General features: G+C 43.4%; 12 protein-coding genes. 4 read left to right on the top strand and 8 right to left on the bottom strand.

Annotated features, from left to right (window positions below):
• Window positions 1–10: 10 nt before the first annotated feature.
• From tpiA to K1Y79_RS10885, 3 genes are all read left to right on the top strand, one after another.
• Window positions 11–772, top strand: coding sequence for a triose-phosphate isomerase (gene tpiA, locus K1Y79_RS10900; RefSeq protein ID WP_220250048.1), 762 nt, complete (start codon window positions 11–13; stop codon window positions 770–772).
• 586 nt (window positions 773–1358) lie between these two features.
• Entirely contained in the window at window positions 1359–1967 is a 609-nt protein-coding gene (locus K1Y79_RS10890; RefSeq protein WP_220250046.1) for a 2'-5' RNA ligase family protein, read from the top strand.
• A 141-nt stretch (window positions 1968–2108) separates the two neighbouring features.
• The gene (locus K1Y79_RS10885; protein WP_220250045.1) at window positions 2109–2384 is read left to right on the top strand and encodes an acylphosphatase; all 276 of its coding nucleotides are present in this window, start codon (window positions 2109–2111) and stop codon (window positions 2382–2384) included.
• Between the two features lie 1091 nt (window positions 2385–3475).
• Here K1Y79_RS10885 and K1Y79_RS10880 read toward each other — a convergent pair.
• The 7 genes from K1Y79_RS10880 to K1Y79_RS10850 form a co-directional block, all read right to left on the bottom strand.
• Window positions 3476–4603 (bottom strand): C1 family peptidase, encoded by a 1128-nt coding sequence (locus tag K1Y79_RS10880; protein ID WP_220250044.1) that lies wholly within the window; start codon window positions 4601–4603, stop codon window positions 3476–3478.
• 106 nt (window positions 4604–4709) lie between these two features.
• Window positions 4710–6731, bottom strand: coding sequence for a M56 family metallopeptidase (locus tag K1Y79_RS10875; RefSeq protein ID WP_220250043.1), 2022 nt, complete (start codon window positions 6729–6731; stop codon window positions 4710–4712).
• 33 nt (window positions 6732–6764) lie between these two features.
• The gene (locus K1Y79_RS10870) at window positions 6765–7157 is read right to left on the bottom strand and encodes a BlaI/MecI/CopY family transcriptional regulator (RefSeq protein ID WP_220250042.1); all 393 of its coding nucleotides are present in this window, start codon (window positions 7155–7157) and stop codon (window positions 6765–6767) included.
• A gap of 850 nt (window positions 7158–8007) precedes the next feature.
• The gene (locus tag K1Y79_RS10865) at window positions 8008–8628 is read right to left on the bottom strand and encodes a hypothetical protein (RefSeq protein WP_220250041.1); all 621 of its coding nucleotides are present in this window, start codon (window positions 8626–8628) and stop codon (window positions 8008–8010) included.
• A gap of 77 nt (window positions 8629–8705) precedes the next feature.
• On the bottom strand, window positions 8706–9575 hold the full coding sequence (locus K1Y79_RS10860; protein ID WP_220250040.1) for a DUF4249 domain-containing protein: 870 nt from the start codon (window positions 9573–9575) through the stop codon (window positions 8706–8708).
• A gap of 22 nt (window positions 9576–9597) precedes the next feature.
• Window positions 9598–11970 carry a TonB-dependent receptor gene (locus K1Y79_RS10855; RefSeq protein WP_220250039.1) on the bottom strand — a complete coding sequence of 791 codons (2373 nt, stop codon included), beginning with the start codon at window positions 11968–11970 and terminating at the stop codon, window positions 9598–9600.
• 124 nt (window positions 11971–12094) lie between these two features.
• Complete coding sequence (locus K1Y79_RS10850) at window positions 12095–12313, bottom strand: hypothetical protein (protein WP_220250038.1); 219 nt, start codon at window positions 12311–12313, stop codon at window positions 12095–12097.
• Window positions 12314–12418: 105 nt separating this feature from the next.
• Between K1Y79_RS10850 and K1Y79_RS10845 the strand changes: the two genes are divergently transcribed.
• Window positions 12419–13420 carry a helix-turn-helix transcriptional regulator gene (locus tag K1Y79_RS10845; protein WP_220250037.1) on the top strand — a complete coding sequence of 334 codons (1002 nt, stop codon included), beginning with the start codon at window positions 12419–12421 and terminating at the stop codon, window positions 13418–13420.
• 225 nt (window positions 13421–13645) lie between these two features.
• On the opposite strand, the gene K1Y79_RS10840 is transcribed toward K1Y79_RS10845, so the two are convergent.
• Entirely contained in the window at window positions 13646–15871 is a 2226-nt protein-coding gene (locus K1Y79_RS10840) for a sodium-translocating pyrophosphatase (RefSeq protein ID WP_220250036.1), read from the bottom strand.
• Window positions 15872–15937: the final 66 nt, after the last annotated feature.

Genomic DNA, 15937 nt, shown 5'->3' with positions numbered 1-15937 from the left:
AGCGATAGACATGAGAAAAAAAATCGTTGCTGGAAACTGGAAAATGAACCTGACCCTCGGACAGGCAGAACAGCTGATCAATGACATTCTGCAGGCTGGCCTGCGTTTGAAGGAAGGACAGGAAGTGGTGCTGGCCACGCCTTTTCCATACTTGTTGAAAGCAAAATCATTATTGAAAAATACGCCTGGTTTTTACCTGGCTGCACAGAACAGCGCATCTGAAAAATCTGGTGCATATACCGGAGAGGTATCGGCAGAAATGCTGAGCTCTATAGGTGTTGATTATGTTATTCTGGGTCACTCTGAAAGGAGAGAGTATTTCCAGGAAAGCAATGCTACACTGGCAAAGAAGATTGATCTGGCACTGGCAAATAATATTAAGCCAATCTTCTGTTGTGGTGAACCGCTGGAAATCAGAAAGGCAGAAAAACAGAATGAATATGTGGCGAAGCAACTGGAGGAAAGTCTCTATCATCTGACAGAAGAACAGCTGAAAAATATTGTTATCGCATACGAACCAATTTGGGCAATTGGTACTGGTCTGACAGCGAGCGCTGCACAGGCACAGGATATGCATGCTTTCATCAGAGCGCAGATTGCTGCTAAATATGGCAGGGAGGCGGCCCTGAATATCACCATCCTGTATGGAGGTAGTGCAAAACCATCTAACGCTGGTGAGCTGTTTGCTTGTCCGGATGTAGATGGAGGTTTAATTGGTGGTGCATCTCTGGTAGCTGCTGATTTCCAGGCTATCATTAGTCATCTGGGATAACCTTTGGTATAAATATATACTGACGGACTTGCGATTACGCAGGTCCGTTTTCTATTTACTAAGGAGTAATAGGTAGTTGTGTAACTTAAAGAACGGGTAATACAGACCATGATTAAAAACTTAGAAATGAAGTCTGGAAAGACTTGCAGATTAAAAATAAGTCTGCCTGGCGTAAAAACTATGCAGTAGCTAACAGGGGAAGAGTGATCAGCTGTTATAAGGATCTTTCAGGCGGGAAATTGTTGTCCGGTTCGGTGGTAGAAGCTATACGGTATGAGATGTTAAACCAGCGGACGTTTATCGGTCCCTTTACCTGCCGGAAAGTAGCAAAGCTATTTAACAAGAAGCCGGGACGTAATTATAGATTTGTGATCTACCATGGATGACGCTTAAAAAAAACAAAAGCCACTGAAAGGTTACTATAAACCACAAGAGATCAAATTGCTAATAATCAATGCTATATGGATAAAAGCAAAATAATTTAGTATTAAATACTAAAAATATTAGTATTTTGAAGGAAGTTTCCTATATTTGTAGTGTCAATATTCAAGTAACCAGTACTTCATAAGTTTAAAACTACTTGGTTATGCAAACAAATAACAACATTGCATTCGAACAGGAAACATTGTACGATTACTTGTTGGTAGTAAGTCCGGGTACTCACATTACCAATGATGTAACTGCATTAAAGCAATTGGTAGCCCGAGAGCTGGGAATGTATGGAAGCCGTCTTTCTCAAGCTAATATCAGTCTGTTCAGATCGGTTTTCCCTGAAAGGTTTCAGGAGGAGTTTATAAATATGCTGGAAAATATTGCCAGAAAACAATCCGGATTCACGTTATACACCTCAAAATTTGATCATTTTCAGCACGGAGAGGATAAGCGCACTATTTACGTAAATGTTGCTAATCCCAAACCGCTTGTTGAGCTTCACAAAAGAATACTTCATGAGTTTGACATAAAACCAGGGACATTCAAACCGCATATTACAGTTGCAAGAGCGATCGCGACATCTGAATTTGATCGTGTGTATGATCACTTTCACAATCAGGTATTTGTTCGCAGCTTTCAGTGTAAAAGCTTCATGCTATTACGTAAGCCTGCAAGTGGCGGTCAATATGAACTTGTAAAAGAATTTCTATTTGGTGATGAGGCTGTTCAACAGGACATTAACCTGTTCAATTATGCAGCATAACCATTGATATAAATTATCGTTGTTATTTGCTTTTATCTTTTGTTTGTTAACCTTTCCCATTCAATTTAATTTTTCCTTTTACCGGTCCGTTTGTAGTTTTGACGGGTAACTCCCATTACTCATCTACATTAAGACGTAAATATGGAAAAGATTCATAAGGATATTCTGGTCAAAGGAAAAGTGCAAGGTGTTTCCTTCCGTGCAAGTGCTAGGCATACAGCTAATGATTTGGGTATTACAGGAGAAGTAAGAAACTTGCCTGATGGTAGCGTATTTATCAGTGCAGAAGGAGAGGAGCAGCAGATGGAATCTTTTATTGCCTGGTGCCGGCAAGGGCCTGCATTAGCTAAAGTTACGGAACTGGTGATTACTGTGGCACCGGTACAACATTATAAGTCTTTTGAGATTGTACGTTGATCTGTTTGCTTTAATTAATGCGCTGAAAGATATGATTGAATAGATACTCTCGTTGAAGAAAGCGGCCGTTTAGCATGTTAAAGACGCCTGCCGGGCTATACCCACTTTTCACTTTTCTGGTCAATATTGAAGATGCTAGATAGATAGGCATTAGAACGTAAGACTATCTTGCCTGGCAATGACTTTGAATGTCTGGATTGTAAGTTAAAGAATGATCGAATAAGATGGTTTCTTTTAATTCGATATTCGATCTGAAGATCCAGTGAAAATATGGTTCTGCTATGTTGATTGTTGTTAAACCGTTTGACGGGCATTACCTCGATATTATCTGGATGTAATTGGAAGTATGTGTCAGATAGTGTGGTCAAGGTATCATACTTAGATAGCCGACTTGATAATATGTAAATAGCTTTGTGTCCCTGTGGGATTTGAATGTGGTTGTGTAGTATAGCTATTTATGATTACAGTCAAAATAAAGTATAAAATGTTTAATGTTCTAAAGACTTCGGCATGCAGTTGATCATGTAGGATATGTTTTTGATAACGTAGCTGAAGAGATTACATACCATAATAGAGACAGTCTTATATATAGCCTTCTTGGTATTGATCTTTCTGTCACGGCAGCAGTCCAGGAAGAAATAGACCTCGTTACCTCAATTTCTTTGATATATTTAAATTAGAAATACGCTAACACTTCATCGCATGTAAAATCAAAACAATATAGCGGCAGTATTTTCTGTTGTCTTATAAAATAATGTTTCTCTGGAATGCCCTCAGGGCGCTTTTGAATGAAAGCTCCTCATTGACCCAGTTGTATAGAAATTCTACGCTTCTTCTATTACGACACCCCTTAAATAACCATTATAGCTCCAATTCATATGCTATTTAATCCTTTTTGGTAGAGAAAAAGCTTTCTCATTACTCATTATTTCAGTTCATAGTCTATGCCATATGCATGTGCTCTGCACAGAGCTTGCCTATATTCTAATAGTGAACCTTATACCCAATTCTAAAGATTTAATTATCCCTTCTTTTCCCTCAATCGTCCCCCTTAAAAAACGAGTCCTGCGATTCCGCAGGACTCTTCCTAATTATTTTATAGCCAGTTTCCCACTAAGCGATTTCTCCAGAGCAGCTTTAGGCACAATGATCGTAATCGTATTTATAGCAAAATAAGGTACAGATACCTTTATGAAACCATCAAAAGGTCCCATCTTACTGCCATATGAGTTTTTTACAATAAAGAACTCCTTGCCTTTTCCGGTTTTGCCGATACCTGTGATATGCATCAGGTGGTCGTCTTGGGTAATGAGGCTTTCAAATAATTGCTGACGTTCTTCCTGAGAATAACTCATCTCCTCGAGGTCTGGATTAATGAGACCACTATGAGTAAGTGAATCAGATACCGGACGCAACGCGTATCCCTTGCCTACCATAAAGCCACGATTGCTCACGTCAGCATCCCACATGACAGTATAACCTTTCTCTAGTGTGTTTTTTGCAATATTGATTAGCTCATTCAATGGTACATTATAGTAGGCACCGTTTGACACATTGTCGGGTACCTCTAAGACAAACGAGCTGTAGAAAGGATGATGGGTGAAAGATGTCAGGCTGACATAGTCCTCCGGATTGAACTTAACAACCTCTTTGGCGAAGGTCTTAGGTGTGTAAGGTTTACCCTTATATTCAAACTTAGCTGGTACAGCTCCGAGATGCTTATCAAGGATGGCAGTAAAGCCTGTTTTCCAGTCATTAGAAATAGGCTTTTCGGCTTTCATAACACTATCCAGATAGTTTCTAAGTTCTCCAACCATTTGACCATGATCATGGGAGATCTGTCCTTCCCTGAGTCCGCTGTAGATAGCTTCCGGGATAATACCATAAGTTGCCATAGCGTGGATGGCATCATGTCCCAATGCTCCTTCATCAAAACGGGTAAAACCCTGTCGGAGAATATAGTTTTCTGCCTTTTCCATGTAGATGTTACGGGCAGTAAACATTTCTGAGAGATCCAATACCGGCTGACCGTTATGCAGGCAGTCCGCTTCTACCATAGACGTCGCAGAAAATGACCAGCAGGTTCCAGTATTCGCCTGATCCTTAACAGGAGTATAGGGGTTGTTTTTAATAATCCTGATCTCTTCCAGGGTCTTTATTTCCTGTGCCTGGCTTTGTATGGTAAAAACCAACGCCAATAATGTTACAGCAATTTTCATATAACTAAGTGAGGTTTTATACTTAAAGATAAGGCCTTAAAACATACAAAAAGCGCTACTGCTGTATAAACGGCAGTAGCGCATATAATGGCGGAAGAAACTACAGTTAGTGCTCGTTAACGTTGATGTTTAGCGTACCTTTTTTACCATTAATAGTTAGCGCATCAGCTTTTCCGATAACATCTGCGTACTTTTGAAGGACTGCCTCTGGCTGGCGCACACCGTTGATGGTCAGTACATCATCCTTCTTTTCTACAGTAAACTCTTTATTAGTGTCAATCAGCTTATCTTTCTCCATTCTACTGATTAGATCTTTATATTTTGACGAGGTGGACTCATCAATTGTTAGGTCATCATCATCGTTCTCCATTTTCTGAATAACCCCGTTTTTGTTCTTGATGATAATCTGTTTTTTAATGTGCTTCTGGGAATTTTTGATTTCCTGCTGAGCCTTTTCTATCTCTTTACGTGCTTCCAGCATAGCAGCTTTCACTTCATCGCTGTTCATCGCTTTTCTGGCTTCTTCCATACCTTTTTTAGCCTCCTCCATACCTTTGCGCATTTCGGCGCGTACTTCCTCAGAAGATAGGGTAGATAAGGCTATTTTAGCACCTTCCATACCCATCCGGATACTTTCCTGTATTATTTGGGGATCAACCAGTTCGCCGTTAGTATTTTTCAGATCTTTCTTAATCTCCTTATTGATCTCGTCCCAGTTAATTTCTTTGAGGGCTTTGGATACTTCTGTATTGATTTCGTTCCAGTTTACCTCTTTCATGGCTTTACTGACTTCCTCGTTGATCTTCTTGAAGTCAACTTCCTTCATTGCATTGGAAATCTCTGCATTGATCTGCTTCCAGTCAATATTTTCCATGGCCTTCTTAGCTGCTTCAAGTCCTGCATCTGCTGCCTCCATACTTGCTCTTGCAGCTTCTTCTTTAGCCCTCTGGCGGTTGGTTGCACTGGCAGGAACGGTATCAGTCAGATAATGTGCTACATTGATGAAATGTGCCACGATAGGTGTGCTGCTGGCTGGTGCAATGGGCGAAGCAACTGGCGCTGCTACAGGTGTGCTTTTATCAGGTTGTTCTTCCTTATTTGTGGGATTTAGCCAGGCAATGGATACTAGGCCGACAGCTATAATCATCACTGCCAGTAACTTTTGAGTATAATTAATATTTTTAGTTTTCATTTCCATGATGCGTTTGATGCGGTGAAATAAATGTTGTTTGTTATCTGCCGCGGCCATGGCTAGTGCATTGACTGTTAACCGGTATTCTTCCAATGCGACCAGGGCTTTGGCATAATGCAACGGTTGCACCTGATGTCTCAGTACAATATCGTCGCAGCAGTGTTCTCTTTCCAGACGGATGTTTTTAGAGATCCACCATACAAAAGGGTTAAAGAAGAGAATTGTCTCAACAATGGATTGGAAAATATTCAGTAGATAATCATTGCGTTTGATATGTGCCAGTTCGTGCAATAAAATAGCCTCCAACTGTTCTGCAGTAAGGTTATTGAACATGGCTACCGGCAGAAGTATTACAGGTCTTATACAGCCTATCATTACTGGTACCTGGATATACTGGGAAATCAGCAATTTCACGCGGCGTGGAATATGTAGCTGACTTTTCAGTTTATGGAGATGATGCTCCCATGCTTCATCAATAGGAAATACCTGCGTCCTTTTGATCTGTTGAAGCTGAAGCAGATCACCTGTCAGTTTGATGATCATCACTGCCACTCCGGCCACGTAGATGGCAACTAGTACAGGAAACCACATCTCCAAAGTGGGAAACAACGATGTAAGTTGCGACTGACTTTTGTAAATAACCGGTACCTCTACAGCTGTAGATTGCCGTATACCCGTTTCTATCATGAACTGCGCGGCTGCATGTACTCTTCTTACACCTTCTATCTGTTGCCATAGCGTAACAGTAAACCAGCTGAAAATACCTGCCAGGGAAATAAAGGACAAGTTATATTTGATGCTGGCCCCCGCCTGCGGCCACAGATATAAGACAAGGCGCAGACAGGCAAAGATGAAAAATGCCTGCCAGAAAGAGTGCAGAAGCGCCCAGCCGAAGGCCTGGATCAGGTCTGCAGTGAATGGAAGTTGTGCAGTCATAATAGTAATATTAGCTGCGCCGGAGCGCCGGTTTTACTTTTTCTGTTGTTCCTCAATTGTGTTCAGATACTGCTTGATCATGTCCAGTTCCTCCTGAGAAGAACGATGATTACCCAGTGCCTGCATAACCAGCTGGGTCGCTGATCCGTTGAACACTGTATCAATCATTCTGGTCAGTAGTTGCTGCTGAGTGCTTTCCTGAGATATCGCAGCTTCATACACATGTGTTTTACTGCTCGTATCTCTCTTAAGCAAACCCTTTTCGTGCATTATCTGCATCAGCTTGAGGGTAGTAGTATAGCCCGCGTCCTTGCTTTTTTCCAATACTTCATGGACTTCCCTCACTGTACCTGCGCCTTTCTCCCACAATATTCCCAGGATCTCTAGTTCACTCTCTGTAGGCTTGTTGTTCTTTGCGGTACTCATTTATTTTCAATGATTATTGATCTACGAATATTTTCGTAAACAAATGTACGATAGTTTTCGTAATTGCCAAACTTTTCAAAAGATTTCCCGGATTTATTTGGAAAAGCTACTATGATATATAGTCAGATAAAGGCTAGAAGTCAACATTCACAAAGAGTACTTGTAAGTCAACAAACAGTACTGGATCCTTTAAGCAGATTGAACATTATGAAATAAGGAGTAGAATGAACCTTCTAACCAACAATGTGCTGTAATCATTACTAATCACAATAGAATAAAGATGCTGTCATGCAGAGTATCTAATTCCTCCGAGGTGCTATTAGTTGACTGGATAAAGTTGGGTTTGTAACTCAGATCCCCCTTATCCTATAAACTCATTAATAAGCTCAGTCGTACTTATGATCTTCAAATGTCTACCAGTAGGTTCAAGCGGCGGCTATATAAAATAATAAGTCAATGCCTTAGAGCCTTTCTTTACTGAGTACTGGTAGTAAACCAAATTTTCAAGTCCTGCAATTGTCCATACAATCTTGAATAAGCAAGCAACCCGGCAACCGCATTTCAAATTACAGATAATAGGCCTCCGTTCTAACCAGCTCCCGGTAACCGTCCTCACAACCTAAACAGTAAATTACCTGACAGTCGCTATGCAGATTACAGATATAGAGCCTGCGTTATAATAATGTGCGGAGCCTGATCTATAAGCCTACCAGCCAAGTCGTTCAATTGCGACCGCAAGACTTATCACACCCGCTTGCATCAAAACAGGCATTTTGTTCGCCTGCGTGAAATCGTTCAGCCCGACGAACAACAATGCCTGCTAGAAAACAGCAATTATTGGGAAGCTGCTTTAAAATTTACCAGCTTTCAACCCGACATGTACGGATGGCCCACTTAATTTACTATCAGTGATACCTGTTGTACTGGAGCCCGTAATAAAGCGATAGGATGCACCAATATCCAGCCGCAGGAATTTGGTAATATTCACTTCAATGTTAGCAAATGGTTCTGCTACAAAGAAGCCGCTGGCGTCCATTACGCCACCATGATCATCCCAGTCGTTATTTCCCCATCTTTCTCTGCGGCCTACGCCTCCACCTCCTAATAAAGTACCTGCTGTCCAATGTACCAGCTTGTCAGAATTATGAATATATTCTGCTACAAAACCTGTATACCACAGGTTAACATATTCGCGGTTACCTCCTGTATTCAATACTGGCATTTCCACGTTATTTACCAAGGTATATGCACCTGCTCCAAGCATGATTTTTTTGTTCAGCAGTACTCCTCCATATCCGCCTGTCAACACCCCAAAGTTACCATCAATGGGTGTAAATTTGGCAGCAGGGACACCATAAGCGCCTATTGTTGTCTTACCTTTTTTGGAAGAAAATAATGTTTCGGTATCGGCATGCTGCGCCCAGGCCTGCTGTGCTACAAGCACCAGCAGCGCTGATAAAATCTTTTTCATAAAAGTTGACTTAAAATTTGTGTAAAATGTACCGGCCGGTACACCTATTTCCCGGCCGGCTATTGCTAGTGAGAGATTTATTCTATTACCCGTTCCATACTGCTGACTGCGGATACGCCAAACCAACCCAGGATCTTAGATTGGCCGCCCCCCGGAGTTACATTCAGGGCGTTACATTTAACATTTTCCAGTACCTTGGCAAAAAGTCCGCCGGCATTGATCTGCGCCTGCACCTGCGTCAGGAAGAAATGACTCTGGTAAGTCACTGACCGTAGCTTTACAACCACTTTCTCACCTTTCTGGAAAGGCTTGTCAAAGTCCGTCACGGCCTCCTGGATAGGCAAAATAAAAGCTGAACCGTCCTTTACGCTCTGGTCAAAATACCCGTCCACTGAAAACGCATCTCCTACCTTATGCTGCAGATCATTCCTGTAAGAACGCATCCAGTAGTAGTCAACGCCGCCTGCGATATCTTTGGCGTGAAACTTAGCCACATAGCCATCTTCTGAAACAAAATTCTCGTCTTTCGTCTGCCACTCATAAGAGATGGAGTCAATCGGTGTGATACGCTTGATAGTATCGATGGCTTCAAAGACTTCTGTATTATATTCTACTCTTAGACGATAAGCATGACCGACTACGCCGATTGTCTGGTTATCCCCCGGGTCGTAGGTATAAGTACCATCCTTGAAAATGAAAGGATATGACTTCCTGGCTGTTTCATCAAAAAGGGTGATCACTGCGTCACCTATTACTGGTGCCGGTGTCTGATCTGTATACGGGAGTGATTTTGTAAATCTGATCTTCTGTATTCCCGGCTCTGTAGTAATCCAGGCATCCAGTACCGGAAAAGATGTACCTTTTTGTATGTCCAGGTCTACTACATCCTCGCAGGCAGTAAACGCAGCTGCTATCGCTACTAATATGCTCAGTCTGATCTTTTTCATCTGTATCGTGTTTTAAAGGATGTTAGAATTTGAAGTTATAGGTAATGCCAGGGATGATAGAACCGATGATAGAAAGACGCACTGCCTCTTTTTTGGACGGATCATCGTCGTTCTGTCTGAAGTAGATGGTATAAGCATTTCTGCGTCCATACACATTATACAACGAGAATACCCATTCTCCCTTCCAGCGGCGCAGTTGCTTTCCTTTCACTGTCAGCGACATATCCAGGCGGTGGAAAGAAGGTAGCCTGTAATTATTCCGTTTGTCTGTACTGTTGTAAGGAATATCCCAGTCCTGGAACTCCAGGCGGCTGTCTGCAAAAGTAGCCGGTGTGCCCGACGCATATACCCAGTTGGCGGAAAGAGAGGTGCGTTTAGACAATTCACGTGTAACAACTACATTCACGTTATGTGTACGATCGTAACGGTTCAGGAACCACTCGTTTTTGCTGATGCCATTCGTCTGCCTTTCTGAACGGGATAAGGTATAACTAACCCATCCTGTTGTTTTCCCCACTTCCTTCTTTGCCATCAGTTCCAGACCATATGAACGGCTGTGCGATTGCAGCAGGTCTGCCTCTATCTGCTGATTCAGTTGCAGGCTTGCATTATCAATGTAATCCAGCTGGTTTTCCATGTTCTTATAGAAAGCTTCAGCAGATAATTCAAAAGCGTCAGATGGTGCATCATATACATACCCGACAGTATACTGATCTGCTACCTGCGGCTTAATATTGTTGGTGCTCGGCGTCCAGATGTCCAGCGGGGTAGGGGAAGCTGTATTGGACAACTGATGCATGAACTGCGTCGTACGTGCATAAGACGCTTTCAGTGCATGATTGGTCGCTACATTATACCGTGCGGTAATTCTCGGTTCCAGGTAGCTATATGCCTTGATTAACTCGTTAGCGCCATACTCCCTGGTTCCTGCCAGTGTTTTGCGGATACCTGGTGTAGTATCATTGTAGTAATAGGCGGTTCCTTTACCCAGGTATTGATAGGAAGATAAACGAACGCCATACTGTACACCGAACTTCGGACTAGGTTTCCACTCATGATCCAGGTAAGCCGCAGCTTCCAGCCCATGCTGCTGCGTCAGTTGCTTTATACTGGTCTCATCTCCTTCCACACCTGTACCCGTACCTGGTTTAAAGGTGTAGTATATGCCCTGCAGACCAAAGTGCACGCTATTCTGTGTATTGATGTAGAACGTGAAAGCCGGTTTTACACCATAGTTGATAATGTTGGATGTCCATTTATATTTCTGTGTAGCCTCACTGGCACCTTTGTCGCTTTCATTGTTGAAGTCCAGACTATAATCATAGTTGCTATAAAAGGTAGTCAGGTTCATGAATGTTTTGTTGGTAAACACATGATTCCAGCGCACCGTTGCTGTCTTATTCCCCCAGTTCATATTCACCTGCGTGCCAAATCCGAATACGTCACGTCCCAGATAACCACTGGCAAAAAGCGTGTTGTTCTTGTTCAATTTGAAGTTGACCTTACCTGTTACATCATAAAAATTCAGCTTGGTATCTTTCATGTCTCCTTTCAGAAAAGGCTTCATCAGCACATCAATATAAGAACGGCGTGCCGCCAGTATAAAAGATGATTCATCCTTCTTGATAGGCCCTTCGAGCGACAACCGGCTGAATACATTGCTGATACCGCCATTTACATTGAATTTCTGGTTGTTTCCGTCCTTCATGCGTATATCCAGCACGGAAGAAGTGCGACCGCCGTATTCAGCCGGAAAACCGCCTTTAATGAGATTCACACTTTTCACCGCGTCAGGATTAAATACTGAGAAAAATCCCAGCATGTGCGTCGAGTTATACACAGGCGCTTCATCCAGCAATATCAGGTTCTCATCCGCTGCACCACCCCGCACATTGAAACCATTGGCTCCTTCACCCACCGTATTTACTCCCGGCAATGTCTGGATAGAACGAAGCACATCCACCTCTCCCATAAAAGTGGGCATCTTCTTCATCTGCGCAATATCCAGCCTGTTCAGACTTGTACTGAGCGTGTTGATCGCCTTCTCCTGCTTATTGCCGGTAACAGTCACTGTACTCAGCTGACTGCTCGACTTCTCCAGCTTAACGTCCAGGTTCTTATTAGCATTCAGGGAAATGTTCATTTTAACAGGGGCATAACCAATGTAAGAGAACTGTATCTCATGGTCGCCCGCAGGCAGGGTTAAAGAATAAAACCCATACTCATTGGTCACTGTACCGAGGCCAGTACCTGCCTTTGATACGGAGATGCCGATAAGGCTTTCACCGTTCTGCTGGTCTTTGATATAACCACTTATTGTGTATCGTTGTTGTGCATAGGTTACCTGCATAAGCAGCAGGCAAATGCCCAGCAGCATAAGTAATCTCGTCTTCATATAAGGTGCTTGTAGTGTTTAGTAGCGGATAGCTGGCTATAACATTTTTTGTTTACGCATATATGACGGGGAGAGATAAGATTACCCCTAAGAGCTACTGAGAGATTTTTTTAAACAGGACAATTTAATCCAGCAGATCGCAGTCGAAACCCTGGCTACGTACGAAATGAATAACATCATGTGCTGTTACCGGTAACGTGCCCGGTAATACACGCATCACCCGGTCGCAATCTTCTATATCAATGGTGCAACTGCTAATCATGAATTGATTATGTACGGCTTCTATAATTGTATGTTTATCCTGTTGTGTACTGATGTTCGTCCGGAATATTCCCACCACCATGATTATTAATATTAACTTTATGGAATATTTTTGTACAAAAGTGTAGGTGTTTCTCCGGATAACTGTTACATAAAACGGATTAAGATTTATATTTAAAGGATTTTTATGGACATCCAGATCAGAAATGACGCCAGCGAAATAATCTATAATGAACAACAGGAATTTCCGTTGGAAAAGCTGCGTTCTGCTGCACTGATAGAAGATGCCCAGTCCATCACCCTGGATTTTGCCCAGGGCGATTTCCGGGAAATGTATTTTGACGGCTATCATATCGCTATCGGAGGTGTCAATGTCCATGAAAACATCCACATCACCACCACCGAACACGTTTCTACCATCTCCCTCATGTTCGTGCTCAATGGTCAGTTTGATACAGGTCCGGGACCGGAACCCGGCAACTTTGCCAAACGCAGGTATAAGTCACTGGAACATAATCTTTTCTATAATCCCACTATTGCAGAAAACACGGATGTTGAAAAACAACGTGATTTTGAGATGATCTCCCTCAGCTTCTCAAAAGAAAAGTTTCTCGAACTAGCGGTAAATAACGGCCGCGTACTGGACCAGTTGGCCGACAAAGTAGCCGGTGACAAAATCATTTATCTTAACCGTAAACAGAACCCCCCGATCACCACCCGCATGATGATGGTATTGGAAGAGATACGCAGGTGCCAGTTCACAGGCGGTACCAAAAAGTTGTACCTCCAGTCCAAAGTACTCGAACTACTGGCACTGCAATGCGAACAACATGAAAATGTAGAACAGTTAAGAACCAGTACCCCCCAAATATCGCCGGCAGACCGCGAAAAGCTCTATTATGCCAGGGATCTGCTTATGAAAAATATACAGTCTCCACCATCCTTACCAGAGCTTTCCCGCATGGCCGGACTCAATGAGTTCAAACTTAAAAATGGCTTCCGCCAGCTGTTTGATAACTCAGTATTCGGATACCTGAATGACCACCGTATGGAGTACGCCAGAAAACTCATACTGCGTCAGGAATCTTCTATGTCCGAAATAGCCGAATCTCTCGGCTTCTCCTCCCTGCAACACTTCAGCGTCTCTTTCAAGAAAAAGTACGGCGTTAGTCCCTCCAGGATCAAATAACAGCTACTTCCCCCGCTATAGGATGCTTCCCCTGCCTGATAAAGGAGGTCTTCATTATGCGCATACGCCATTGCCGGAAATACACACAAGTCCAATCCATCCGGAAATTTGGTGCAACAGGCATCACTGCTCCTCAAAAAAAGAGGGTACCAGTGCTTACCTGGTACCCTCCGGCATATTATTTTTATGGCTACAATTGCGCGCTCAGTAGTCGCTACCTCCTGCTCAATGCTTCACTATTACTTCTTTCTTCACAATCTGCTCCGTCTTCACAGCTTTCTTTGCTGCCACTTCTTTACCGGTGCCATGTAACTCAGCCAGGGTAGGCGCAATTACCAATGACACAATAGACATCAGCTTGATCAGGATGTTCATAGAAGGACCAGAAGTATCCTTAAACGGATCTCCCACTGTATCTCCTGTTACGGAAGCTTTATGTGGCTCGGACTTTTTATAGTACACCTGACCTTTGATCTCTACACCTTTCTCAAAAGACTTCTTCGCATTATCCCATGCACCGCCGGCATTGTTCTGGAACATCCCCATTAATACACCGCTTACGGTTGCTCCTGCCAGGAAACCGCCTAATACTTCCGGGCCGAATATGAAGCCCACAATAATAGGAGAGAGGATGGCAATACTACCTGGCAGCATCATCTTTCTGATGGATGCCTGAGTGGAGATGGCCACACATTTATCATATTCCGGCTTGCCGGTACCTTCCATAATACCTGGTATTTCCTTGAACTGGCGGCGTACTTCCTCCACCATACTCATAGCTGCTTCACCCACCGCACGGATAGCCAGGGAAGAGAATATAAACGGTATCATTGCGCCGATGAACAGCCCTGCCAGTACATCTGCATGATATATATCAATACCGCTGATCCTGGCTACACCTACAAATGCAGCAAACAGCGCCAGTGCCGTCAGCGCTGCTGAAGCGATTGCAAAACCTTTACCTGTCGCTGCCGTAGTATTACCTACTGCATCCAGAATATCCGTTTTTTCACGCACTTCTTTAGGTAGTTCACTCATCTCTGCAATACCGCCTGCATTATCTGCAATAGGACCAAAAGCGTCAATGGCCAGCTGCATCGCCGTAGTAGCCATCATACCTGCTGCGGCAATCGCTACTCCGTAAAGGCCTGCACAGGCGAATGAACCATAGATACCTGCTGCAAGTACAATAATCGGTAATAAGGTCGATTCCATACCTACCGCCAGACCGGCAATCACATTCGTTGCATGACCGGTAGACGATTGGCGGATAATAGACAGTACGGGCCGTTTGCCCATCGCTGTGTAGTATTCTGTAATGATACTCATCAGCGTACCTACTGCCAGACCAACGATAATAGCGCCTACTACGCCATTCTGTGTGATAGCTTTAGCACCGGGTTTCAGTTCGCTGGTACCTGCTATAAAGTCGCGTTTCAGATAAATCGCTTCTGCCGGAAGAATATAGTATACCAGGGCTGCACTCGCAATAGCAGACAGAATGATAGAGCCCCAGTTCCCCATATTCAGTGCCCGCTGTACAACAGAAGTATTCAATCCTACATTGTCTGAAATTCTAACAAACAGGGTAGCTATGATGGAGAATACAATACCGATGCCTGCAATCAGCATAGGTAGAATGATAGGTGCTACACCTCCGAAGTTATCATTAGAGATAATTTCACTGCCCAGTACCATGGTAGCCAGTACGGTGGCCACATATGAACCGAAAAGGTCAGCGCCCATACCAGCTACGTCTCCTACGTTATCGCCTACGTTATCGGCAATGGTAGCGGGGTTACGCGGATCGTCTTCCGGGATGCCGGCTTCCACTTTACCTACCAGGTCAGCACCCACATCGGCGGCTTTGGTATATATACCACCACCTACACGTGCAAACAGGGCAATGCTCTCTGCTCCCAGCGAGAAGCCTGTCAGTACTTCAATGGTCTTGATCATTTCTTCTGTATTGGCATTTGCGCCGAAATAGGCCTGCAGGATAATGAATAATCCGCCAAGCCCTAATACGGCGAGTCCGGCTACACCCATCCCCATTACAGAACCGCCTGTAAAGGAAACCTTCAGTGCATTAGACAGGCTGGTACGCGCTGCCTGTGCCGTACGTACGTTTGCTTTGGTGGCAATACGCATACCGATAAAACCGGCGGTAGCAGAGAATACGGCACCAATAATAAATGCCAGGGCAATAGTCCAGTCAGAGTTGTGGTTTGTGGCACCCATATAGCCTAACAGGAGAGCGGCTATAATCACAAAATAGGTAAGGATCTTGTACTCAGCTTTCAGAAATGCCATTGCGCCTTCTGCAATGTATTGGGCGATTTCTTTCATTTTCTCATTGCCGGCGTCCTGGCGGGATACCCAGGCACTTCGGATGGCAGTAAACAATAAGGCTAATAATCCAAAACATGGAACGAGGTAAACGATCTTCATATACGTGATTTTAACAATTCTATAAATATAACCTTTTATCGATTATCAATTATGGGGTTTTGACGC

Origin of the sequence: Chitinophaga rhizophila (assembly GCF_019492185.1) — a bacterium.
In the GTDB taxonomy this organism is placed as follows: Bacteria; Bacteroidota; Bacteroidia; order Chitinophagales; family Chitinophagaceae; genus Chitinophaga; species Chitinophaga rhizophila.
Note: the sequence above shows the minus strand (reverse complement) of the source record. Positions and strands in the feature narration are given on the sequence as shown.

Bases quoted from the DNA above. Each gene is read 5' to 3' on its own strand.
- K1Y79_RS10890 (WP_220250046.1), top strand. From the start codon at position 1,359: ATGCAAACAAATAACAACATTGCATTCGAACAGGAAACATTGTACGAT.
- K1Y79_RS10840 (WP_220250036.1), bottom strand. From the start codon at position 15,871: ATGAAGATCGTTTACCTCGTTCCATGTTTTGGATTATTAGCCTTATTG.
- K1Y79_RS10860 (WP_220250040.1), bottom strand. From the start codon at position 9,575: ATGAAAAAGATCAGACTGAGCATATTAGTAGCGATAGCAGCTGCGTTT.
- K1Y79_RS10855 (WP_220250039.1), bottom strand. From the start codon at position 11,970: ATGAAGACGAGATTACTTATGCTGCTGGGCATTTGCCTGCTGCTTATG.
- K1Y79_RS10870 (WP_220250042.1), bottom strand. From the start codon at position 7,157: ATGAGTACCGCAAAGAACAACAAGCCTACAGAGAGTGAACTAGAGATC.
- K1Y79_RS10850 (WP_220250038.1), bottom strand. From the start codon at position 12,313: ATGGTGGTGGGAATATTCCGGACGAACATCAGTACACAACAGGATAAA.
- tpiA (WP_220250048.1), top strand. From the start codon at position 11: ATGAGAAAAAAAATCGTTGCTGGAAACTGGAAAATGAACCTGACCCTC.
- K1Y79_RS10885 (WP_220250045.1), top strand. From the start codon at position 2,109: ATGGAAAAGATTCATAAGGATATTCTGGTCAAAGGAAAAGTGCAAGGT.
- K1Y79_RS10880 (WP_220250044.1), bottom strand. From the start codon at position 4,603: ATGAAAATTGCTGTAACATTATTGGCGTTGGTTTTTACCATACAAAGC.
- K1Y79_RS10875 (WP_220250043.1), bottom strand. From the start codon at position 6,731: ATGACTGCACAACTTCCATTCACTGCAGACCTGATCCAGGCCTTCGGC.
- K1Y79_RS10865 (WP_220250041.1), bottom strand. From the start codon at position 8,628: ATGAAAAAGATTTTATCAGCGCTGCTGGTGCTTGTAGCACAGCAGGCC.
- K1Y79_RS10845 (WP_220250037.1), top strand. From the start codon at position 12,419: ATGGACATCCAGATCAGAAATGACGCCAGCGAAATAATCTATAATGAA.